General features: G+C 69.0%; 20 protein-coding genes. 10 read left to right on the top strand and 10 right to left on the bottom strand.

Going from position 1 to position 20,153, the window contains the following annotated elements:
• Window positions 1-26: 26 nt before the first annotated feature.
• The 5 genes from ABD154_RS03690 (at window position 27) to ABD154_RS03670 (ending at window position 3,651) form a co-directional block, all read left to right on the top strand.
• A complete protein-coding gene (locus tag ABD154_RS03690; protein WP_211978416.1) occupies window positions 27-1,400 on the top strand; it encodes an OFA family MFS transporter in 1,374 nt (457 codons plus the stop codon).
• Between the two features lie 25 nt (window positions 1,401-1,425).
• On the top strand, window positions 1,426-1,596 hold the full coding sequence (locus ABD154_RS03685) for a hypothetical protein (RefSeq protein ID WP_198500212.1): 171 nt from the start codon (window positions 1,426-1,428) through the stop codon (window positions 1,594-1,596).
• A 163-nt stretch (window positions 1,597-1,759) separates the two neighbouring features.
• On the top strand, window positions 1,760-2,185 hold the full coding sequence (locus ABD154_RS03680) for a MarR family winged helix-turn-helix transcriptional regulator (protein ID WP_211978417.1): 426 nt from the start codon (window positions 1,760-1,762) through the stop codon (window positions 2,183-2,185).
• A 74-nt stretch (window positions 2,186-2,259) separates the two neighbouring features.
• The gene (locus ABD154_RS03675) at window positions 2,260-2,868 is read left to right on the top strand and encodes a DUF998 domain-containing protein (protein ID WP_211978418.1); all 609 of its coding nucleotides are present in this window, start codon (window positions 2,260-2,262) and stop codon (window positions 2,866-2,868) included.
• A gap of 42 nt (window positions 2,869-2,910) precedes the next feature.
• Window positions 2,911-3,651: a TVP38/TMEM64 family protein gene (locus ABD154_RS03670; RefSeq protein ID WP_249120953.1), complete on the top strand. Its 741-nt coding sequence runs from the start codon at window positions 2,911-2,913 to the stop codon at window positions 3,649-3,651.
• Between the two features lie 4 nt (window positions 3,652-3,655).
• Here ABD154_RS03670 and ABD154_RS03665 read toward each other — a convergent pair whose 3' ends face one another.
• The 9 genes from ABD154_RS03665 to paaA form a co-directional block, all read right to left on the bottom strand.
• A complete protein-coding gene (locus tag ABD154_RS03665; RefSeq protein WP_211978419.1) occupies window positions 3,656-4,432 on the bottom strand; it encodes an enoyl-CoA hydratase/isomerase family protein in 777 nt (258 codons plus the stop codon).
• A 16-nt stretch (window positions 4,433-4,448) separates the two neighbouring features.
• On the bottom strand, window positions 4,449-5,303 hold the full coding sequence (locus tag ABD154_RS03660; protein ID WP_282959881.1) for a 3-hydroxyacyl-CoA dehydrogenase family protein: 855 nt from the start codon (window positions 5,301-5,303) through the stop codon (window positions 4,449-4,451).
• 50 nt (window positions 5,304-5,353) lie between these two features.
• On the bottom strand, window positions 5,354-6,085 hold the full coding sequence (locus tag ABD154_RS03655; protein WP_249121093.1) for an enoyl-CoA hydratase/isomerase family protein: 732 nt from the start codon (window positions 6,083-6,085) through the stop codon (window positions 5,354-5,356).
• 125 nt (window positions 6,086-6,210) lie between these two features.
• A complete protein-coding gene (locus tag ABD154_RS03650; protein WP_211978422.1) occupies window positions 6,211-7,377 on the bottom strand; it encodes a thiolase family protein in 1,167 nt (388 codons plus the stop codon).
• 86 nt (window positions 7,378-7,463) lie between these two features.
• Window positions 7,464-8,573 (bottom strand): 1,2-phenylacetyl-CoA epoxidase subunit PaaE, encoded by a 1,110-nt coding sequence (gene paaE / locus ABD154_RS03645; RefSeq protein WP_211978423.1) that lies wholly within the window; start codon window positions 8,571-8,573, stop codon window positions 7,464-7,466.
• 1 nt (window position 8,574) lies between these two features.
• Window positions 8,575-9,099 carry a 1,2-phenylacetyl-CoA epoxidase subunit PaaD gene (gene paaD / locus ABD154_RS03640; RefSeq protein WP_198500204.1) on the bottom strand — a complete coding sequence of 175 codons (525 nt, stop codon included), beginning with the start codon at window positions 9,097-9,099 and terminating at the stop codon, window positions 8,575-8,577.
• A 5-nt stretch (window positions 9,100-9,104) separates the two neighbouring features.
• Window positions 9,105-10,082, bottom strand: coding sequence for a 1,2-phenylacetyl-CoA epoxidase subunit PaaC (gene paaC, locus ABD154_RS03635; protein WP_198500203.1), 978 nt, complete (start codon window positions 10,080-10,082; stop codon window positions 9,105-9,107).
• 11 nt (window positions 10,083-10,093) lie between these two features.
• Window positions 10,094-10,411, bottom strand: a complete 318-nt coding sequence (gene paaB, locus ABD154_RS03630) for a 1,2-phenylacetyl-CoA epoxidase subunit PaaB (protein WP_211978424.1) — start codon at window positions 10,409-10,411, stop codon at window positions 10,094-10,096.
• Window positions 10,408-11,409, bottom strand: coding sequence for a 1,2-phenylacetyl-CoA epoxidase subunit PaaA (gene paaA / locus ABD154_RS03625; protein ID WP_344250127.1), 1,002 nt, complete (start codon window positions 11,407-11,409; stop codon window positions 10,408-10,410). The genes paaB and paaA overlap by 4 nt, the downstream gene beginning before the upstream one ends.
• Window positions 11,410-11,780: 371 nt before the next feature.
• Here paaA and ABD154_RS03620 point away from each other — a divergent pair, with 371 nt between their 5' ends.
• The 5 genes from ABD154_RS03620 to ABD154_RS03600 all read left to right on the top strand — a co-directional run bounded on the left by ABD154_RS03620 (window position 11,781) and on the right by ABD154_RS03600 (window position 17,932).
• Window positions 11,781-13,469: a stealth family protein gene (locus ABD154_RS03620; protein ID WP_211978426.1), complete on the top strand. Its 1,689-nt coding sequence runs from the start codon at window positions 11,781-11,783 to the stop codon at window positions 13,467-13,469.
• Window positions 13,470-13,649: 180 nt separating this feature from the next.
• Complete coding sequence (paaI, locus tag ABD154_RS03615; RefSeq protein WP_249120954.1) at window positions 13,650-14,186, top strand: hydroxyphenylacetyl-CoA thioesterase PaaI; 537 nt, start codon at window positions 13,650-13,652, stop codon at window positions 14,184-14,186.
• Window positions 14,187-14,292: 106 nt separating this feature from the next.
• Window positions 14,293-15,588: a phenylacetate--CoA ligase PaaK gene (paaK, locus tag ABD154_RS03610; RefSeq protein ID WP_211978427.1), complete on the top strand. Its 1,296-nt coding sequence runs from the start codon at window positions 14,293-14,295 to the stop codon at window positions 15,586-15,588.
• A gap of 57 nt (window positions 15,589-15,645) precedes the next feature.
• Complete coding sequence (locus ABD154_RS03605; RefSeq protein WP_211978428.1) at window positions 15,646-16,419, top strand: TetR/AcrR family transcriptional regulator; 774 nt, start codon at window positions 15,646-15,648, stop codon at window positions 16,417-16,419.
• A 154-nt stretch (window positions 16,420-16,573) separates the two neighbouring features.
• Window positions 16,574-17,932 carry an MFS transporter gene (locus ABD154_RS03600; protein ID WP_249120955.1) on the top strand — a complete coding sequence of 453 codons (1,359 nt, stop codon included), beginning with the start codon at window positions 16,574-16,576 and terminating at the stop codon, window positions 17,930-17,932.
• Between the two features lie 16 nt (window positions 17,933-17,948).
• Here ABD154_RS03600 and paaZ read toward each other — a convergent pair whose 3' ends face one another.
• Window positions 17,949-19,982: a phenylacetic acid degradation bifunctional protein PaaZ gene (paaZ, locus tag ABD154_RS03595; RefSeq protein ID WP_211978430.1), complete on the bottom strand. Its 2,034-nt coding sequence runs from the start codon at window positions 19,980-19,982 to the stop codon at window positions 17,949-17,951.
• Between the last annotated feature and the right edge of the window lie 171 nt (window positions 19,983-20,153).

Genomic DNA, 20,153 nt, shown 5'->3' with positions numbered 1-20,153 from the left:
ACGCGGCGCAGACGAAAAGGGTCCTCATGGCTTCCGTACTCTCCCGCTCGGCGATCATCGCGCCGATGGACTTCAACCGCTGGCTGATGCCGCCGGCAGCACTGGCGATCCACCTGTGCATCGGCCAGGTCTACGCATTCAGCGTCTTCAAGATCCCGTTCATGTCGCGCTTCGACGCCGGTGAGATCTCGATCGGCTGGATCTTCTCGATCGCGATCCTCATGCTCGGCATCTCCTCGGCGATCTTCGGCACCTGGGTCGAGAAGGCCGGGCCCCGCGCCTCGATGGTCGCGGCCGGCTCCTGCTGGGTCGGCGGCTTCCTCATCGCCACCCTCGGCATCATGACCGGCCAGCTGTGGCTCGTCTACTTCGGCTACGGCTTCGTCGGCGGCATCGGACTGGGCATCGGCTACATCTCGCCGGTCTCGACGCTGATGAAGTGGTTCCCGGACCGCCCGGGCCTCGCCACGGGCCTGGCGATCATGGGCTTCGGCGGCGGTGCGCTCATCGCCAGCCCGATGTCGAACGCGCTCATGGCCTTCTACGGCGGCGGCTCCGAGCCGCAGAACCTCGTCGCCGGCCTCGCACCGACGTTCCTCACCCTCGCCGTCGTCTACGCCGTCGTCATCGCCGCCGGCGCCTACGTCATCCGCGTGCCGCACCCGGACTGGAAGCCCGAGGGATTCGACCCCTCGACGATCAAGGCGAAGCCCCTGCAGACGACGGGCAACGTCTCGGCGAAGAACGCGATCCGCACCCCGCAGTTCTGGCTGCTGTGGATCGTCCTCTTCCTCAACGTCACCGCCGGCATCGGCATCCTCGAGAACGCCGCCCCGATGATCCAGGCCTACTTCGGCATCACCGCGGCTGCGGCCGCCGGCTTCGTCGGCCTGCTCTCGATCGGCAACATGGCCGGTCGCTTCGTGTGGTCGACGACCTCGGACTACCTGGGCCGGAAGAACAACTACATGATCTACCTCGGCGGCGGTGCGCTCCTCTACCTCGTCGTCGCACTCTTCGGCGGCGGGTCGATCGTCCTCTTCGTCGTCGCCACCCTGCTCATCATCTCCTTCTACGGCGGCGGCTTCGCGACGATCCCCGCCTACCTCCGCGACCTCTTCGGCGTCTACCAGGTCGGTGCGATCCACGGTCGCCTGCTCACCGCCTGGTCGGCCGCCGGTGTGGCCGGACCGCTCATCGTCAACTCGGTCGTCGAGGCCGGTGACAAGGCCGGCAGGACCGGACCCGAGCTCTACACGCCGGGCATGTTCATCATGGTCGGGGCCCTGGCGATCGGCTTCGTCGCGAACCTCCTCGTCCGCCCGGTCAACGACAAGTACCTCGAACCGGAGTCGAGCGGCGCGAACCCGTCGACGGCAACCGCCCCGAAGAACGACTGACCGACTCAAGGAAGGAGACAGACTCATGAGCGCATCAGAATCGTGGTCATCGGTTCCCGCTGAGGGCTCCCCGCAGTCGCCCACCGGCGGCGCGTACAAGGTCATCGGCACCGGCCTCACCGTCGTCGTCGTCGGCGGCCTCGCCTGGGGGCTGACCCTCACCGTCATCAGGGCGGTCGCGATCTTCACCGGCTGACGCCGGGCCCGCACCGAACCGCACAGCACCGAACCACACAGCCCCACCTCACAGGCGGCCCCGCCCCGGATCCGGCATCCGCGGCGGGGCCGCTGTCGCATTCCGTGAGCCCATCGAGTGGACCCCCTTGCGAGCCATTAACTTAAGTGCTTAACTTAGTGCCATGGACCTCGCCTTCGAACTCCACGATCTCGTCCGCACCCTCGACCGGTCGGCCGAGCGGATCCTCGCGCCCGAGGGCCTCACCTACAACCAGTACGTCGCCCTCGTCATCCTCGGTCAGCATCCCGGCATCACCGGACGGACCCTGGCGACGGCGCTCGGCGTCACCGAGGCGGCCGGATCGGGCATCGTCAAGGCCCTCCTTCGCGCCGGCTTCGTCGACAACCAGGCAGCCAAGGGCTCGGGCAATCGACGCGAACTCCACCTCACCGAGGCGGGAGCGGCCAAGGCCGACCATTGCGGTCGCCTGCTCGGGACCTCCCTCGACGACAACGCCCGCGCGATCGGCCTCGATCCGCAGGACCTCGCGCGCACGATCCGCGACCTCCATGACGAGGTCCGCACCATCCGCCACCCCGACGGCTGACCGGCCGCGCCTCCCGCCGGCTGACCAGCTGCGCCTCCCGCACCCCGCCCCCACACCGATCCTCAGGAGCACCCATGGCACTGACCCTTGCCCTTCTCGCGCTCGTCTTCGGCCTCGCCCGCCTCGGCGTCTTCATCGCCCTGCACCTCGTGCCGAGCGACTACACGATCGTCGGCCATGCCGTCAGCGACTACGCGGTCGGTCCGACCAGGCGGCTGAGCAGCGTGATGACGTGGCTGACCGCGATCTTCTGGGCACTGCTCGCCGCCGCGGTGGCCACCGGCGTCCCCGACTGGCCGGACGCCACGGGCATCGTCGTCGCCCTCATCGTCCTCGCCGTGATCTTCGCCGTCCTCCCGTTCGCCCCGACGACCCTCGAGGGTGAGGCGCCGACGCTCATCGGCCGCCTCCACTACGTACTGGCGATCGCATGGTTCGCCATCAGCTACGCGTGCATGGGCAACTTCTCGCGCTTCTTCACCGCCGCCGGACCCGCGTGGCTCGGCACCGCACTCACCGTCATCGGCTGGATCGCGGCGCTCTCCCTGGCTATCAGCGTCCTCGTCCTCATCGTCACGGTCCTGCGGCCGAAGGTCTTCGGCATCTCCGAGCGGATCTTCATCCTCTCCGTCAGCGTCTTCTACTCCCTCGTCGCCGTCGGCCTCGCACTCCTGGCCGTGTGAGCCGAGGCGGGACCGCCCGGGACCGAGGCGTACACTCGACCCGTGCCGCTGACGAATCCCGGACCCGCCAGGCGCGGTCGCCCGCGCCTTCCCTGGGGCTCGATCCTGCGCAATCTCGCTCTCGCGCTCGTCATCCTCGCCGGGCTGTGGCTCGTCCTCAACGTCCACCTTCCCGGACCCGGTGACCTCCGGGAGGACATCGCCGAGGCGGGGGTCTGGGGCGCCGGCTTCTTCGTCCTGCTCTACACCGTCGTCGCGGCGACCCCGATCCCGGTGACGATCGTCGCCGTCGCCGGCGGCCTCGCGTTCGGCCTGCCGCTGGGCACGCTGCTGTCGATGATCGGCGTCGTCCTCGGCGGGTGGGCCGGATACTGGATCGCCCGGGTGCTCGGGCGGCAGACGGCTGCCAAGATGCTCGGCTCCCACGCCGAGGCGGTCGAATCCCAGCTCCACGGCGGTGGCCTCTACGCCGTCGCCACACTCCGGCTCATGCCGGGCTTCCCGTACTGGCCGGTCAACTACGGCAGCGGGGCGTTCGGGATCGACAATCGCACGTTCGTCATCGCCACCGTCATCTCATCCCTGCCCGGCCAGCTCTCCCTCGTCGCGATCGGGGCGTTCATCGGCGACCCGACGATCCCCAACGGCATCGCCGTGGGCGTGGCGTGGCTCCTCGTCGGGGGCCTGACGATCGTGTCCTTCCGGCGCTGGCGCGGCACCCGGCACCCCGACCCCGCGCCACCGCCCGAGGGACCGGACCCGGGCAGCGCCTCGCCGCAGTGACGGCTCAGCCGAAGTTCGGGGTGCGACGCTCCTGGAAGGCGCGGAATCCCTCGACGTAGTCCGGTGTCTGCCGGGCCGCTTCCTGCAGCTTCGCCTCGGCCTCGAGCACCTCGGCGATGCGCGGGCGGTCGTCGACGAGCTTCTGCACGAAGCTCTTCTCCATCGCATACGCCTCGGCGGGTCCGGCGACGATGCGCTGAAGCTTCTCAGCGACGAAGTCACTGAGCTCGGCCGCGGGCACCGCACGGGAGACGATCCCCGTGGCGGCCGCCTCGGCGCCGGTCATGAAGTCACCGGTGACGATGAGATCCATGGTCCGGTGGTAGCCGACGCGGTCGAGGAACACGTGGTGGGCGCCGGAGTCGAGCATCGCGCCGATCGCGGCGAACGGCGAGCCGAACTTCGCATCATCGGCAGCGTAGATGATGTCGGCGGCCGCGGCGATGCCGAAGCCGAGCCCGAGCGCGGCCCCCTGGACCTGCGCCACGACGGGGATCGGCAGGCGGCGGATCGCGCGGAACACCGGGGTGAACGACTCCTCGAGGAACGCATACGCATCGTCGGTGGCGACGTCGACGGCGGAGATGTCGCGTCCGGAGGAGAAGACCTTCCCCTCCCCGCGCAGCAGCAGGGCGCGCATGCCCGGCGTCGCCTCGGCGACCTTGCCGACGGCTGCGGCCAGCTCACCGAGGTTGTCGGCGCTCAGCGCATTGCGGGAGTCGGGTCCGTCGAGGACGATCTCGGCGAGCGGTCCGCGGACATTGAGTCTGATCTCGGTCATCGGCTGTTCCTCCAGGTCACCATTCGTAGAAGCCCTTGCCGGTCTTGCGTCCGAGCTCCCCGGCCGCGACCTTGTCGCGCAGCAGCTGGGGCGGGGCGAAGCGGGGTCCGAGTTCGCGTTCGAGGTGCTCGGCGATGCCGAGGCGCACGTCGAGGCCGACGATGTCCGTCGTCTTCAGCGGGCCCGCCGGATGCCGGTAGCCCAGCGTCATCGCGGTGTCGATGTCGGCGGCGCTCGCGACACCCTCCTCGACCATGCGGATCGCCTCGAGGGCGAGTGCCACGCCGAGGCGGGAGGAGGCGAACCCGGGCGAGTCGGTCACCGTGATCGGGGTCTTCCCGAGGGCCGCGACCCAGTTCGTCGCCGCGGCGACGAGTTCGGGTGAGGTCTGGGAGCCGACGACGATCTCGACGAGGTCGGACACGGGCACGGGATTGAAGAAGTGGAGGCCGATGAGCGCCTGCGGGCGCGGCAGGGCGGAGGCGAGCTCGTCGATCGACAGAGCGCTCGTGTTCGTGCCGATGCTCGCCGCCGGGGCGTACCTCGCGATCGCGGCGAGGATCGTGCGCTTGAGCTCGGCGTCCTCGGGCACGGCCTCGACGACGAGGAGCGCCTCGTCGAGGAGGGTCGGGTCGCGGACGACGTCGACCCGGCCGGGCACGGCGATGCCCTTGGCCTCGGACTTCGCGATCGAGGCGTCGACGCGCTCACGGGCCGCGGCCGCGGTGTCCTCGGTGCTCTCGATGACGATGACGCGGGCCCCGGCGGTGGCGAAGGCGTGAGCGATGCCCGCCCCCATCCGTCCTCCGCCGTAGACGCCGACAGTGTCGGGCACCTGGGCGCGGTCATTCGCCGAGGCGGTCGCCGGCACGGTCCCAGCGACTGCGGTTCCGGGTCCGGCGGGGGTCGTCGTCTCGTCGCTCACTCGTCTGCAGCCTCTCTCTTCGCCTGCTTCTTCGCGTCGCGGCGGGCGAGGAACGCATCCATCCGCGCGTACTTCTCGTCGGTTTCGAACAGCACCGCCTGGGCGATGTTGTCGATGAGGGGGTGGGCCTCACGGGGGGCGTGGAACGCCGACTTCGTCAGCCGCACGGCCAGGGGCGCGAAGCTCGCGATCCGCTCGGCGAGCGCCTCCCCGGCGACCTCGAGCTCATCGGGGTCGACGACGTCGTTGAGGAGACCGATGGCCCTGGCCTCATCGGCGTTGAGGGTGCGTCCGGCGAGGAGGATCTCCTTGGCCCGCGGCTCCCCGACGAGCTCCCGCAGGCGCCAGGCGGCACCGGCGGCGGCGAGGATGCCGAGGCCGGGTTCGGGGTTGCCGATCTTCGTGCTCGGGGTGCCGATGCGGAAGTCGGCGGCGAACGCGAGTTCGGCCCCGCCGCCGAGGGCGTAGCCGTCGACGAGCGCGATGACGGGCATCGGCAGGTCGAGGATGCGGCTGAAGATCTTCGAGTTGATCCCGGCCAGGGCGTCGTCGCGGCGGCGTTCGCGCAGCTGTCCGATGTCGGCCCCGGCGGCGAACGTCCCGCCGGTGCCGGTGAGGATCGCGACCTGCGGGTGTGCTTCGAGCTCGGCGCACACCTCGTGGAGGGCCTCGACCATCGTCAGGTCGATGGCGTTCTTCACCTCGGGGCGGTTGAGCCGGACGATCATCCGGTTCTCCCCGCGCTCGATGAGCAGCGGAGAGTCCCCGCCCGCGGCGGACTCTGCGCCCGTGTGCGCCGCGGACCCTTCGCCAGGGTGCGCCGTGGACCCTGCGCCCGCGCCGGTCGTCTCGCTCATGCGCGTTCCAGGAGGACGGCCGAGCCCTGCCCGACGCCCACGCACATCGTCGCGAGTCCGCGCTTCTCCTCGCCCTGCTCGAGGCGGTTGAGGAGGGTGAGGGTGATGCGGGTGCCCGAGGCGCCGAGCGGGTGGCCGAGCGCGATCGCCCCGCCGAACTCGTTGACGATCTCCGGGTTGAGGTGGAGGTCGCGGATGCAGGCGAGCGACTGGGAGGCGAAGGCCTCGTTGAGCTCGACGGCGTCGAGGTCGTCGACGCTCCAGCCGACGCGCGCAAGCGCCTTCTCCGAGGCGGGCACGGGACCGATGCCCATGATCTCCGGCGGCACTCCGGCGCTGGCGCCGGCGACGACGCGGGCGCGCGGGTCGAGGCCGTGCTTCTCCGCGTAGCGGTCGGAGACGAGGATCGTCACGGCCGCACCGTCGTTGAGCGACGACGAGTTGCCGGCGGTGATGACGCTGTCGGGGCCGTGCAGGGTGCGCAGCTTCGCGAGCTTCTCCGGGGTCGTGTCGGCGCGCGGGCCCTCATCGGCGGTGACGTCGCCTACGGGCATGATCTCCGGGTCGAACTTCCCCGCAGCCTGTGCCGCGAGCGCCTTCTGGTGGGAGGCGTAGGCGAAGGCGTCGAGCTCTTCGCGGGTGAGGTTCCAGCGCTGTGCGACGCGTTCGGCCGTCTCCGGCATCGACAGCGTCGTGTCCGCGTCGAACTGCGGGTTGGGGAAGCGCCAGCCGATCGACGTGTCGAAGGTCTTGCCGGGCTTCGCCCAGGCCCGCGAGGGCTTCTCGGTCACCCACGGGGCGCGGGTCATCGATTCGACACCGCCGGCCACGACGACGTCGGCATCGCCGGCGGCGATCATCGCCCGCCCCTGGATGATCGAGGTCAGGCCCGAGGCGCAGAGGCGGTTGACGGTGAAGCCGGGCACGGAGACGGGCAGTCCGGCGAGCAGCACGGCCATGCGGGCGACGTTGCGGTTGTCCTCACCGGCCTGGTTCGCGGCCCCCATGATCACCTCGTCGATGTCCGCCGGGTCGATCCCGGTGCGGTCGACGACGGCCTTGAGCGTCGTGGCGAGGAGATCGTCGGGCCGCTGATCAGCGAGCACTCCGCCGTAGCGGCCGATGGGGGTGCGCAGTCCGTCAAGGATGAAAGCCTCAGGCATGGTGCTCCTTATTCTCGGGTCAGACGTGATGATCGTAGCGCGGTGCCCGTCCGGACGTCCGGACGGGTCACTCTGCGGAATCGGGCTCAGGAGTCGAAGTCGATGGTGACGTCGTCGCTGACGGGGAACGTCTGGCAGGTGAGCACGAAGTTCGCGGCCACCTCGGCGTCCTCGAGGGCGTAGTTGCGGACCATGTCGACCTCACCGGCGCACACCTTGGCCCGGCAGGTTCCGCACACGCCGCCCTTGCATGCGAACGGCAGGTCCGACCGCGATTCCTGTGCGGAGTCGAGGATCGTCTTGCCCTGCGACATCGCCGAGGTGGTCCGTCGTCCGTCGAGGATGACCGTGACCTCGGAGGTCGCCCCCTCGAGGACCTTGTCGGCGTGGACGACCTCGGGTGGGGGCTCGTCGACGTAGAAGAGCTCGAAGTGGACCTTCTCCTTCGGCACCCCGAGTTCATCGAGGACAGCACGGGAGTCGCTGAGCATGCCGAAGGGCCCGCACAGCCACACGTGGTCGACGTCGTCGATGGGCACGAGCATGGTCAGCAGCTGCCGCAGCTTGTCGGCGTCGAGGCGGCCGGAGAAGAGGTCGACCTCGCGGGGTTCGCGGGAGAGGACGTGGACGAGGTCGAGCTGCTGGTTGCGCGCGTCCTTGAGGTCGGCGAGCTCCTCGGCGAACATCACGGTGTTCGTCGACCGGTTGCCGTAGAGCAGGGTCACCGACGCCTCGGGGTTCGCCAGCACGGTCGTGGCGATCGAGAGCATCGGGGTGATCCCGGAGCCGGCGGCGATGCACAGGTGCTTCCCGCCGAGGCTGGGATCGGCCTGGAAGCTGCCGCTGGGCGGTTGGACGTCGATCGTCTCACCGGGGCGGACGTCGCGCACGAGCCACCGGGAGAAGAGTCCGTCGGGGATCTCGCGCACGCCGATGCGCGGGGCGGTGCCCGCCGGGGCGCAGATCGAGTACGTGCGGCGGTGTTCGACGCCGTCGATGATCCGGCGCAGGGTGAGCGACTGGCCGGCGGCGAAGTCGAAGAGATCGGCGAGGTCGGCGGGCACGTCGAAGGTCACGGCCGCGGAGTCCTCGGTGAGGTGGTCGACGGAGGCGACCGTGAGCGGATGGAAGCCCGTGCGGTCACCGGACTGAGAGGCGGCGGAGGTCGGCGCGTTCGCACCGAGCGTGTCGGTCATCTCAGATCTCCTTGACGTGTTCGAAGGGTTCGAGGCAGGTGCGGCACTGGTACATCGCCTTGCACGCGGTGGGCCCGAACTCCGAGGTCAGTGCCACATCGTCGGATCCGCACAGGGTGCAGACGATGGCGCGGCGGGTCGGCATGAGGGTGAGGGCGACCGGACCCTGGCGACGGGGAGCCTGCCCGGGCGGGGAGATCCCGGCACCGGCGAGGGCGGCCCGTCCCTCCTCGGTGATCCAGTCGCTCGACCATGCAGGGGTGAGCGAGACGCGGATCTCCGCATCGGGGAAGCCGGCGTCCTGGAGTTCGCGCTGGAGGTCATCGCGCATCGTCGCCATCGCCGGGCAGCCCGAGTAGGTCGGGGTGATCGTCGCGACGACGTGATCGTCCTCGACGGTGACGTCCCGGAGCACGCCGAGGTCGACGAGCGTGAGCATCGGCATCTCCGGGTCGGTGACGCGAGCGGCGGCGGCACGGGCGCGGTCGACCGCCTCGGCGCCGTCGGTGAGCGGGGTCAGGGGCATCGCGGTCACCACTGCCCCTCCGGGTGGGCGCGAGCGACGACCTGCATCTCGGCGAGCATGCGCGAGAGCGCCTCGGTGTGGAGGCCGTCGCGGCCCTTCTTGCCGCGCACGCCGGCGAGCGCCCCGCGGTCGGGACGGTCGATGCCGGCGGCGGCGAAGACCTGGTCGAGGATGACCCCGGCCTCGTCCTCGACCGCGGCGGGGTCGACGCCGATGCCGGCCGCGGCGACGGCCGCTTCGGTCGGGTGCGTCTCGAAGAGCTCGGCCCACAGCGGCCAGAGGCCGGAGAGGGCGGCCAGCAGCCGGGTCCGGGACTCCTCGGTGCCGCGGGCCAGGGTGAGGACCCAGCGGGCGGAGAAGTCGCGGTGGTAGGACATCTCCTTGACGCCCTTGGCCGCGATCGCCGCGAGCACGGAGTCGCGGCTGTCCGTCAGGCGCTCGAAGATCGCCAGGCGCCAGGTCGAGTAGATGAGGATCTTCGCGACCGCCTCGGCGAAGTCACCGTTGGGCACCTCCGCGAGCCGGACGTTGCGGAAGGCCATGTCGTCGCGGAAGTAGGCGAGTCGGTCCTCGTCGGGCACCGGCGAGGAGGCCGGGAGCGCGGGCACGAGGCTCGGGTCGGCAGCGGCGGCGCGGGCGAGGAGGAGACGGGCCTGACCGAGGAGGTCGAGGGAGATGTTCGCGAGCGCGATGTCCTCCTCGAGGTCGGGGGCGTTCGAGCACCACTCGGAGATGCGCTGGGAGAAGACGAGGGCGTCGTCGCCGAGCATGAGGCAGTACGCGGCGAGCGCGGCCGGGTCGACGCCCTCGGGCACGGTCGTGTCGACGCCGGCCAGCGGGTCCTCGAAGTCGGTGCCGAAGGCCCAGTGGGCGTCGTTGACGAGCAGGCCGGAGTAAGCGCTCTCGTGCGAGTCGTGGTCGACGGTGGTGCCGGCCTCGTCGTGTTCGACGTGGACCTTGGGGGCGTTGGGTTCGTTCGTCATCTGCTCGTCACTCACATGTGCGGGACATCGTCGGGGATGTCGTAGAAGGTCGGGTGACGGTAGACCTTGTCGCCGCTGGGGGCGAACATCGGGTCCTTCTCGTCGGGGCTCGACGCGGTGATGTCGGCCGAGCGCACGACCCAGATGCTCACGCCTTCGTTGCGGCGGGTGTAGACGTCGCGGGCATGGCGGAGCGCGAGCTGGTCGTCGGGGGCGTGGAGGGAGCCGACGTGGACGTGGTTGAGGCCGCGCTTGCCGCGGACGAAGACCTCGTAGAGGGGCCATTCTCCGCGGGCGCTGGGGGTGTTCGCCGAGGTGGTGTCGGTCATTTCGCGGTCTCCTCGGTCATCGTGCCGGCGGCGGGGGTCTCAGTGCCGGACGGGGCTGAGGCGGCGGTCGCCTCGGCGGACTGCTCAGCGAAGGCGAGCGCGGCGTCGCGGACCCACTTGCCCTCGTCCCACGCGCGCTTGCGGTGGGCGATGCGCTGGTCGTTGCAGGGACCGTTGCCCTTGACGACGGACCAGAACTCGTCCCAGTCCGGCGTCGAGAAGTCGTAGTGGCCGCGCTCCTCGTTCCACTTGAGGTTCTCGTCGGGGAACGTCACGCCGAGGGCCTCGGCCTGCGGGATCGACATGTCGACGAACTTCTGGCGCAGCTCGTCGTTCGTGTGGGTCTTGATGCCCCACTCCATCGACTGCGCGGTGTTCGGGGAGTCGTCGTCGGGAGGTCCGAACATCATCAGCGCCGGCCACCAGAAGCGGTTGACAGATTCCTGGACCATCTCCCGCTGCTCGTCGGTGCCGCGCATCATCGTCATGAGCAGCTCGTAGCCCTGGCGCTGGTGGAAGGACTCCTCCTTGCACACGCGGATCATCGCGCGACCGTAGGGGCCGAAGGAGGTCCGGCACAGGGGCACCTGGTTGCAGATCGCGGCGCCGTCGACGAGCCAGCCGATCGTGCCGACATCGGTGTACGACAGGGTCGGGTAGTTGAAGATCGACGAGTACTTCTGCTTGCCGGCGATGAGCTTCTCGGTGAGCTCGTTGCGGCTGGCGCCGAGGGTCTCGGCGGCGGAGTAGAGGTAGAGGCCGTGGCCGGCTTCGTCCTGGACCTTGGCCAGCAGGATCGCCTTGCGGCGCAGCGAGGGGGCGCGGGTGATCCAGTTGCCCTCGGGCTGCATGCCGATGATCTCCGAGTGCGCGTGCTGCGCGACCTGCCGGATGAGCGTCTTGCGGTAGGCCTCGGGCATCCAGTCGCGCGGTTCGATGCGATCCTTGGCTTCGATCGTGTCGGCGAACTGCGCCTCGAGCTGTGCTTCAGTTGTCATGACCACTCCATCGGACCATTTACTGACCATTTGTTCTGTAAAGTTCTCCACCAGTGTGGCATACCCCACGCCCGCACGCAATAGGGCACCCTGCGCCCAGGATGCCCGCCGAGGTGGATCCCGCTCGATTCCGTGCCGAATATCGAGCGGGATCCACCTCGGGGAGCATGGGCAGCCGCCAGCAGTCGGCAAGTATTGCTGCTTTCCGGCCCTTCCTGTCGGACTACAGCTCTGACTCCGACTATTCCTGTGATCCACTACATCTGATTTGCCCGTGTCAATCCGCGGTGCAAAGATGACTTCGCATTAAATTGAAAGTGACGTGACAATGACCTGCGGAGGTACTGCCAGTGAACAGTCGTCGTAAAGCGATGAGAATCCTCGCTCGGCGGACTCGCAGGAAGGCGATCGATCTCCTCAGCAATGACCAGAAGCTGTGGTTGTCGGAGGTCCGTCACGGCGAGAAGGACTGGCAGCAGCGGATCCGCACCACGCTCCGGCCGAGTCTGGCGCATCAACCACAGGTCGTCGCCACCGAAGTCCACAACAGCGTCGCCGCTCAGCAGCGCAACCTCGATGCCGTGCGATCGGCCTTCAGAGCGGCCGGCGTCGACTTCGTCGAGCTTCCGCGGCGCGCGCGGGATCGCGCGCGGTTGGTCATTCCGCAGTCACAGACCCGGCACGCACTCGAGGCGCTCACCTCGCTGCGGGCATCGGAGGGCTGGACGCAGTACCGCCGATACTATTCGTGGGCGTCGGCGAGTCCGCGCAAACAGCGCCGCGACCCCTTCGCCGTGGCGACGATGATTCTCCACCGCCGCGTCGTCGCGCCGAACGGACGCGTGCTGAGCACCGGATTCGAAGGCGTCATCGTCGAAGCATGGACCGACCTCGGGCCCCGACGCCGACGCGTGGACGGGTCGACGCACATTCCGGGGACCCTGCACCGAGTGGCGAAGCAGCCGCGCACCCTCGTCGAATACTTCACTCCCGAGGTCTGGGCTGCGTCCCTGGCCAACGACAACCACACGATCCTGCCGGATGCCCCCGATCTCTACGGCGTTCCGGACCCCGTCGATCTCGTCTACACCTGGGTCGACGGCTCCGACCCCGAATGGCGAGCGAAGAAGCTGCGCGCCCAAGGCGACCTCAGCGAGGGACAGATCAACGAGACGGCGGTCTCGGAATCGCGCTTCGCCGATCGGCAGGAGCTTCTCTACTCACTGCGGTCGGTCGAGGCCTACGCGAGCTGGGTCAACCACATCTATCTCATCACCGACGCCCAGGTCCCTGACTGGCTCGACACCGATCACCCCAAGATCACGGTCATCGACCACAAGGACATCTTCTCCGACCAGGGCAACCTCCCGGTCTTCAATTCGCACGCGATCGAATCGCAGATGCACCACATTCCGGGGCTGAGCGAGAAGTACATCTACATGAATGACGACCTGTTCTTCATGCGCCCCACCAGCCCAGAGCTCTTCTTCACCGGCAACGGACTGTCCCGCTTCTTCCCGTCGACGGCCCCACTCGACCTCTCCGAGGCGAGCGCACGGGACATGCCGGTGCTGTCGGCGGCCAAACACGGGCGTGACTTCATGCTCAACGAGCACGGTCGGCGGGTCGGCAACAAGTTCAAGCACACACCCCACCCGCAGCTGAAGTCGGTGATGTCCGACTTCGAAGCCGAGTATCAACAGCTGTTCGACCATGTCGCCCAGTCGAAGTTCCGGCATCCCGATGACTACTCGATCTCCTCGGCGCTCTATCACTTCCACGCCTACGCACGGGGCAAGGCGATCGATTCGCCCATTCGCTACGCTTACATGGACATCTCGCGGCCCGACGCCGAGCTCTACATGCGTCGACTGCTGCGGCGGAGAAACCTCGATGTCCTCTGCCTCAATGACACGGATTCCACCCCTGAGGCCCAGGAGCACCTCGATGAGATCATGCACTGGTTCCTCTCGGAGAAGTTCCCGCTGCCGAGCTCATTCGAGAAGCAGAGTTCTCAGGCATCGGGGTCTCAGCAGCAGAGCTCCGTCGCGAACCAGTGACAGCGTCGTCCGTCAGCGATACTCGGGGTGCAGCCACCTCCTCGCTGACTTGACAGAGACGCCGATCACAACGATATTTATTGACCAGATGGTCGTTTATTCTCATGCCGCCGTGCGGCACCTCTGAGACGGCGACCCTGCCCGCGCCTCGCAGCGCAGCGACTCGAGGAGGAGCCCGACATGGCACATGCCGACATCGACGCGACGAACACCGCCCGCACCAACACGGCCGCTCCCCCGGCTCCGGCTGCCTCGGCGAGCACAGCCGGCTCACCCGAGCGCACCGCGCCCGGCATCGGCAATGAAGCGCACACGGGAGCGGCGGCGATGTACGCCAACGATCGCGCCTCCCAGCACCTCGGGATCACTCTCGACGATCACGGACCCGGATGGGCGCAGTGCTCGATGACGGTCACCGACATCATGGCCAACGGGCACGAGATCACCCATGGCGGCTACATCTTCCTCTTCGCCGACACGACGTTCGCGATGGCCTGCAACTACCCCGGATCGGTCACCGTCGCCTCGGGCGGAGACATCACCTTCCTCAAGCCCACCCGCGTCGGCGACGAACTCGTCGCCCACGGCCGCGAGGTCGTCCGGCAGGGCCGCTCCGGCATCTACGACGTCGAGGTCAAGCGCGGCGACGAGACGATCGCCGTCTACCGCGGCCGCTCCCGCACCCTTCCTGCCCCGAAGCCCGACGCCGCCCCCTGACCCTCACCCCGCGGACCGCGCTCACCCGGTGCCGCCCGCGACGCGCCGCCACCTCGGCGCTCCAGGACATCCACACGCCATTCGACACACCCGCCAGGAGACCACGATGACCGCCACCGCCAGCGACGCCGGTGAGACGATGAGCCTCGATGAGCTGCGCGCTCATCAGCTGGCCACCCTCACGACCACGGTGTCCACCGTCTACGAGAAGGTCCCCTTCTACCGGAAGGCCTTCGACGAGCTCGGCATCACTCCCGCGGACATCACCAGTCTCGACGACATCGCGAAGCTGCCGTTCACGAGCAAGCAGGACCTGCGGGAGAACTACCCGTTCGGGCTCTTCGCCGTCCCCCGCGACAACGTCGCCCGCATCCACGCCTCCTCGGGCACCACCGGACTGCCGACCGTCGTCGGATACACGCAGAACGACCTCGACGTGTGGAGCGACCTCATCCGCCGCTCGATCATCGGCGCCGGCGGACGCCCCGGCCAGATGCTCCACAACGCGTACGGATACGGACTCTTCACCGGCGGACTCGGCGTCCACGGGGCCGAACGCCACGGCTTCACCGTCGTCCCCATCTCCGGCGGACAGACCGAGCGCCAGGTCCAGCTCATCCAGGACTTCCAGCCCGACATCATCACCGCCACCCCGACCTACCTGCTCACGATCCTCGACGAATTCCACCGGCAGGGCATCGACCCGACCTCGACGAGCCTCAAGGTCGCGATCTGCGGCGCCGAACCGTGGACGGACGAGATGCGCCGCGAGATCGAGAAGTCCTTCGACATCGACGCCGTCGACATCTACGGCCTCTCCGAGGTCATGGGCCCCGGCGTCGCCTGCGAATCCGCGGTGACCAAGGACGGCCCGACGATCTGGGAGGACCACTTCTACCCCGAGATCGTCGACCCCTTCACCGGCGAGGTGCTGCCCGACGGCGAGGAGGGCGAACTCGTCTTCACCTCCCTGACGAAGGAGGCGCTGCCGATCATCCGCTACCGCACGCACGATCTCGCGAGCCTGCTGCCGGGCACCGCCCACCCGAACTTCCGCCGCATCTCCCGCATCACCGGCCGCTCCGACGACCTCATCATCATCCGCGGCGTCAACGTCTACCCCGCCAACGTCGAGTCCGTGCTCTTCGAGTTCGAGCACCTCAGCCCGCACTTCCAGCTCGTCCTCACCCGCCCGGGCCGGATGGACGAGGTGACCGTCGAGGTCGAGTGCCGCGAGGGCGTCGACGCGACCCAACGTGAGGGGCTCGGCAGCCGCGTGGCGCGGCGGATCAAGGAGCGCCTCGGCGTCTCCTCGACCGTCGACGTCAAGGATCCCGGGTCACTGCCGCGCTCGGTCGGCAAGCTCAAGCGCATCATCGACCGCCGCGAGAACATCCGCTGAGGCGGATGTGACCCGTGTCGCGGCAGCGGCCTCGCCTCGCTGATTAGACTGGTGCGCATGTCCAAGAGCCCGTCACCTGCACAGACTCAGCCGACCTCGGCTGAGGAGGCCGTCGTGCCTCCGGCTGCCCGCAGGGGTCCTGTCGATGAGGCCGCCGGCGGGGCTGGTGCCGGTGGGAGTGCCGCTGGCGGGGCTGGTGCCGGTGGCATCGTCGCCGAGGCGGCCACACAGTCGCGTCCGCGCCGTGGCCGTCCCGGCTACGACCGGGAGACGCTCATCAACAAGGCCACCGAGGTGTTCGTCCTCCGCGGCTACGACGGGACGTCGATGGACACCGTGGCCCGCGAGCTCGGGATCACGAAGTCGGCGATCTACCACCATGTGAAGTCGAAGGAGGAGCTGCTGCGGCTGGCGATCAACCGCGGCATCAGCGCCCTCGACTCGGCGGTCGAGACCGAGAGCCGGCGCACCGACACCGACGCCCTCGAGCGCTTGCGGCTCGCCGTCCACGCCAGCGTCCTCATTCTCATCGAATACCACCACTCCGTCACCCTCCTCCTGCGGGTGCGCGGCAACTCCGAGGTCGAACGCGAAGCCCTCGAACAGCGGCGCGGCATCGACGACAAGATCCGGGCGCTGGTCGCCGAGGCGATCGCCGAGGGCGGCATCCGCGCGGACTTCCCGCCCGGCCTCGTCACCCGCCTGCTCTTCGGCATGGTCAACTCGATCACCGAGTGGTACCGCCCCGGCTACCCCGTGGACCCCGAGACCATCGCCGAGGCAGTGACGGCGATGGCGTTCACCGGCCTGGAGGCCCCGCCCCCGAAGTGAGGCAGCCGCGAATCCGCCGTCTTCAGGTCGCAGAGTGTCGATGGCGGGCAGAAAAATCGACACTCTGCGACCTGAAGTCCGGGGTGCGAGTCGCACCACGTCACGCGCCACGACAGAACTCAAACAGCCTTGCCTCAGGGCGTACTCTGACAGGGTGACTTCTCGCATCCTGTGGATCGCCGTGCTCGCCTCGTTCGTGGCGTTCCTCGACGGCACGATCGTCAACGTCGCCCTGCCCGCGATCGACCGTGAACTCGGCGGCGGGCTCGTCACCCAGCAGTGGGTCGTCGACGGCTACTTCATCACGCTCGGGGCCATCATGCTCGTCGCCGGCTCCATCAGCGACGCCTACGGGCGCAGCCGGGTGATGGTCATCGGCCTCATCGGGTTCGGCATCGCCTCGGTGATCATCACGCTCGCCCCCGACCCGCTCATCCTCATCATCGCACGGATGCTCCAGGGTGCCGCCGGGGCCTTCCTCGTGCCGAGCTCGCTCGCACTCATCAGCGCCCACTTCTCCGGTGCTGCCCGCGCGAAGGCCATCGGCACGTGGACCGCGCTGACCACCGGCGCGATGATCGTCGGCCCGCTCATCGGCGGTGTCCTCGTCGACTTCGCGAGCTGGCGGTTCGCGTTCCTCATCAACGTCGTCCCGATCGCCATCACGCTGTGGCTGCTGCGCAAGGTGCCCGATCCGCCCCACCGCCCGGACGCCCGCATCGACATCCTCGGGGCGATCCTCTCCATCCTCGGACTCGGCGGCCTCGTCTTCGGCCTCATCGAACAGCCCCGGCTGGGGTGGGGCAATCCGCTCATTCCGATCACCCTCCTCGGCGGGGCCGCCCTCTTCCTTTTGTTCCTGCTGCGCCAACGGCGGGTGACCGATCCGATCCTGCCGCTCGATCTCTTCCGAGCCAGGAACTTCTGGGTCGGCAACATCACGACGACGCTCATGTACGGAGCCCTGTCGCTCAACGGCTTCGTCGTCGCCATCTACCTCCAGGAGGAGGCCGGGCTGACGGCCACGGCCGCCGGTCTCGCGAGCCTGCCGACGACGATCATGATGATCCTCTTCAGCTCCACGAGCGGCCGCCTGGCCGGACGCTTCGGTCCGCGCCTGTTCATGGCGCTCGGTCCGATCCTCATGGGCGTCGGGTCGCTCATGCTGCTCCTCGTCCGCGAGGACTTCAACTACTGGTGGCAGGTGCTGCCGGCGATGATCGTCTTCGGCCTCGGACTCGCCGCCACCGTCTCCCCGCTGACCTCGACAGTCCTCGGGGCGATCCCGGAGGAGCGCAGCGGCATCGCCAGTGCCGTGAACAATGCGATCTCGCGCGTGGCCGGCCTCATCACCATCGCCATCGTCGGCGTCATCGTCGGCGGGGCCATCGATCTCACCGGCTTCCACCGCGCGGCCGTCTTCGTGGCGGTCCTCCTCATCGCCGGCGGGCTCGTGTCCCTGGCCGGCATCCGCAATCCCGAGGTCCCCGCCGAGGACGAAGCGCGGGCCTGAGCACCCGCGCCTGCCCTCACTCCTTCGCGACGAGGGTGAGGACGTCGTAGTTCGCGACGGGCTCGTTGTCCTGGTTGACGACCTCGGCGTCCCAGCGGACCTCACCGTATTCGTCGGTCTCGCGCGGGGTGATGCGCTTGGCCGTGAGCGTCACCTTGAGCTTGTCACCTGGGGAGACGGGGGTGACGAAGCGCAGGCCCTCGAGTCCGTAGTTCGCGAGCACCGGGCCGGGATCCGGCTGGACGAAGAGGCCGGCGGCGAAGGAGACGATGAGGTAGCCGTGGGCGACGCGACCCGGGAAGAACGGGTTGGCCGCTGCGGCCTCCTCGTCGGTGTGCGCGTAGAAGGTGTCCCCGGTGAACTCCGCGAAGTGCGCGATGTCCTCGAGCGTGACCTCCCGCCACTCCGATTCGAGGGCGTCGCCGATGCGCAGGTCCGCCAGCGACTTCGTGAACGGATGGTCGCCGAGGCGGCGCTCCGCTCCCGTCACCCACTCCCCGCCGATCGCGGTGAGCATGTCCGGGGAGGCCTGGACGGCGGTGCGCTGCATGAAGTGCGTGACGCCGCGCAGACCGCCCATCTCCTCGCCGCCGCCGGCGCGGCCGGGCCCGCCGTGGACGAGGGTGGGCAGCGGGGACCCGTGTCCCGTCGACTCCTCGGCGTCATCGCGGTCGAGGACGAGGATGCGACCATGCCACGGCGCGACGGCGCGCACGAACTCCGCGGCGAACGCGGGATCGTGGGTGACGACCGAACCGACGAGGGACCCGCGCCCGCGCGCGGCGAGGTCGACCGCCTCGGCGAGGGTCGAGTACGTGATGAGCGTCGTCACCGGACCGAAGGCCTCGATGTCGTGGACGGCGTCGACCCAGGAGTCGTCGGCCTGGAGGACGGTCGGGGCGATGAACGATCCGCCGAGCTCGGCGGCGAGGGCATCGGAGGCCTCGCGGCCGCCGGTGAGGAGGTGGGCGCCGCCGGCGACGATCTCATCGACGGCGTCGAGGACGTCACCGCGCTGCTTGTCGGAGATGACGGGGCCGAGCTTCGTCGACCTCTCCCGCGGATCGCCCGCGGTGACGGTGGCGAGCTTCGCCGTCAGGGCCTCCCCGACCGCCTCGGCGTGCTCGGCGGGAACGAAGGTGCGGCGGATCGCGGTGCACTTCTGCCCGGCCTTGACGGTCATCTCGGCGACGACGCCGTCGACGAAGAGATCGAACTCCGGGGTGCCGGGAGCGGCATCGGGACCGAGCAGGGAGAAGTTGAGCGAGTCCGCCTCGGCGAAGAAGCGGGTGCCGCGCTCGGTGACGCAGTTCAGCGACGCGAGGCGACGGGCGGTGCCGGCCGAGCCGGTGAACGCGATCGTGTCCTGTTCGGCGAGCTCGTCGAAGAGCGGGGAGATGTCGCCGGTGACGAGCTGAACCGCCCCTTCGGGCAGGAGTCCGGAGGCGATGATGTCGGCGACGACGGCGCGGGTGAGGTGCGCGGAATCGGTCGCGGGTTTGACGACGACGGGGACACCTGCGACGAACATCGGGGCGAACTTCTCGAGCATGCCCCACACGGGGAAGTTGAACGCGTTGATCTGCAGCGCCAGGCCCTGACGGGAGGTGAGGATGTGGCGGCCGACGAAGGTGCCGTTCTTCGACAGGCGCTCGACATCGCCGTCGAGGAGGACCGTCGTGTTCGGCATCTGACGGCGTGCGACGCCCGAGTAGGTGAAGAGCGTGCCGATGCCGCCCTCGATGTCGACGAACGCGTCGCGCTTCGTCGTGCCCGTGGTGAACGAGATCTCGTGGTAGTCCTTCGCGCGCTCCATGAGGTATGCGCCGAGCTGCTTGAGGATGACGCCGCGCTGGTGGAACGTCAGCTTCTGCAGGGCGGGGAGGCCGACGAGGCGCGCATGGTCGGCGACGGCGGTGAAGTCGATGCCGTCGGAGGACACGCGGTGGAGCAGCTGCCCGTTCGTCGCATCGCGGACATCGCGCGCCCCGGCGTCGTCGGCCGGGGTGTGCCAGGTGCCGGCGGCAAAGGAGCTCAGGGTCTCGGTCATGGGGTCTCCCGCATTCTCGACGCTCGGGGCCGCTCGTGCCCCGTCGCCGCTGTCGACTGTTCAGCGCCCGGATCCGCACCCGAACGCGGCCCGGACGTGATGGTTTCCGAACCTGGCCCGGAATGTGTGTCCGAGCTCACCGATCAGTCCATATACTAACCAATCGGTCGG

The sequence above is a fragment of the Brevibacterium sanguinis genome, assembly GCF_039528855.1.
Taxonomy (GTDB): domain Bacteria; phylum Actinomycetota; class Actinomycetes; order Actinomycetales; family Brevibacteriaceae; genus Brevibacterium; species Brevibacterium sanguinis.
The sequence above is the reverse complement of the archived record's forward strand: the minus strand, read 5'-3'. Positions and strand labels throughout refer to the sequence as shown.

Bases quoted from the DNA above. Each gene is read 5' to 3' on its own strand.
- ABD154_RS03675 (WP_211978418.1), top strand. From the start codon at position 2,260: ATGGCACTGACCCTTGCCCTTCTCGCGCTCGTCTTCGGCCTCGCCCGC.
- ABD154_RS03655 (WP_249121093.1), bottom strand. From the start codon at position 6,085: ATGATCGTCCGGCTCAACCGCCCCGAGGTGAAGAACGCCATCGACCTG.
- ABD154_RS03650 (WP_211978422.1), bottom strand. From the start codon at position 7,377: ATGCCTGAGGCTTTCATCCTTGACGGACTGCGCACCCCCATCGGCCGC.
- ABD154_RS03680 (WP_211978417.1), top strand. From the start codon at position 1,760: ATGGACCTCGCCTTCGAACTCCACGATCTCGTCCGCACCCTCGACCGG.
- paaI (WP_249120954.1), top strand. From the start codon at position 13,650: ATGGCACATGCCGACATCGACGCGACGAACACCGCCCGCACCAACACG.
- ABD154_RS03685 (WP_198500212.1), top strand. From the start codon at position 1,426: ATGAGCGCATCAGAATCGTGGTCATCGGTTCCCGCTGAGGGCTCCCCG.
- paaK (WP_211978427.1), top strand. From the start codon at position 14,293: ATGACCGCCACCGCCAGCGACGCCGGTGAGACGATGAGCCTCGATGAG.
- paaE (WP_211978423.1), bottom strand. From the start codon at position 8,573: ATGACCGACACGCTCGGTGCGAACGCGCCGACCTCCGCCGCCTCTCAG.
- paaA (WP_344250127.1), bottom strand. From the start codon at position 11,409: ATGACAACTGAAGCACAGCTCGAGGCGCAGTTCGCCGACACGATCGAA.
- ABD154_RS03690 (WP_211978416.1), top strand. From the start codon at position 27: ATGGCTTCCGTACTCTCCCGCTCGGCGATCATCGCGCCGATGGACTTC.
- ABD154_RS03665 (WP_211978419.1), bottom strand. From the start codon at position 4,432: ATGACCGAGATCAGACTCAATGTCCGCGGACCGCTCGCCGAGATCGTC.
- paaB (WP_211978424.1), bottom strand. From the start codon at position 10,411: ATGACCGACACCACCTCGGCGAACACCCCCAGCGCCCGCGGAGAATGG.
- paaC (WP_198500203.1), bottom strand. From the start codon at position 10,082: ATGACGAACGAACCCAACGCCCCCAAGGTCCACGTCGAACACGACGAG.
- ABD154_RS03605 (WP_211978428.1), top strand. From the start codon at position 15,646: ATGTCCAAGAGCCCGTCACCTGCACAGACTCAGCCGACCTCGGCTGAG.
- ABD154_RS03620 (WP_211978426.1), top strand. From the start codon at position 11,781: ATGAGAATCCTCGCTCGGCGGACTCGCAGGAAGGCGATCGATCTCCTC.
- paaD (WP_198500204.1), bottom strand. From the start codon at position 9,099: ATGCCCCTGACCCCGCTCACCGACGGCGCCGAGGCGGTCGACCGCGCC.
- paaZ (WP_211978430.1), bottom strand. From the start codon at position 19,982: ATGACCGAGACCCTGAGCTCCTTTGCCGCCGGCACCTGGCACACCCCG.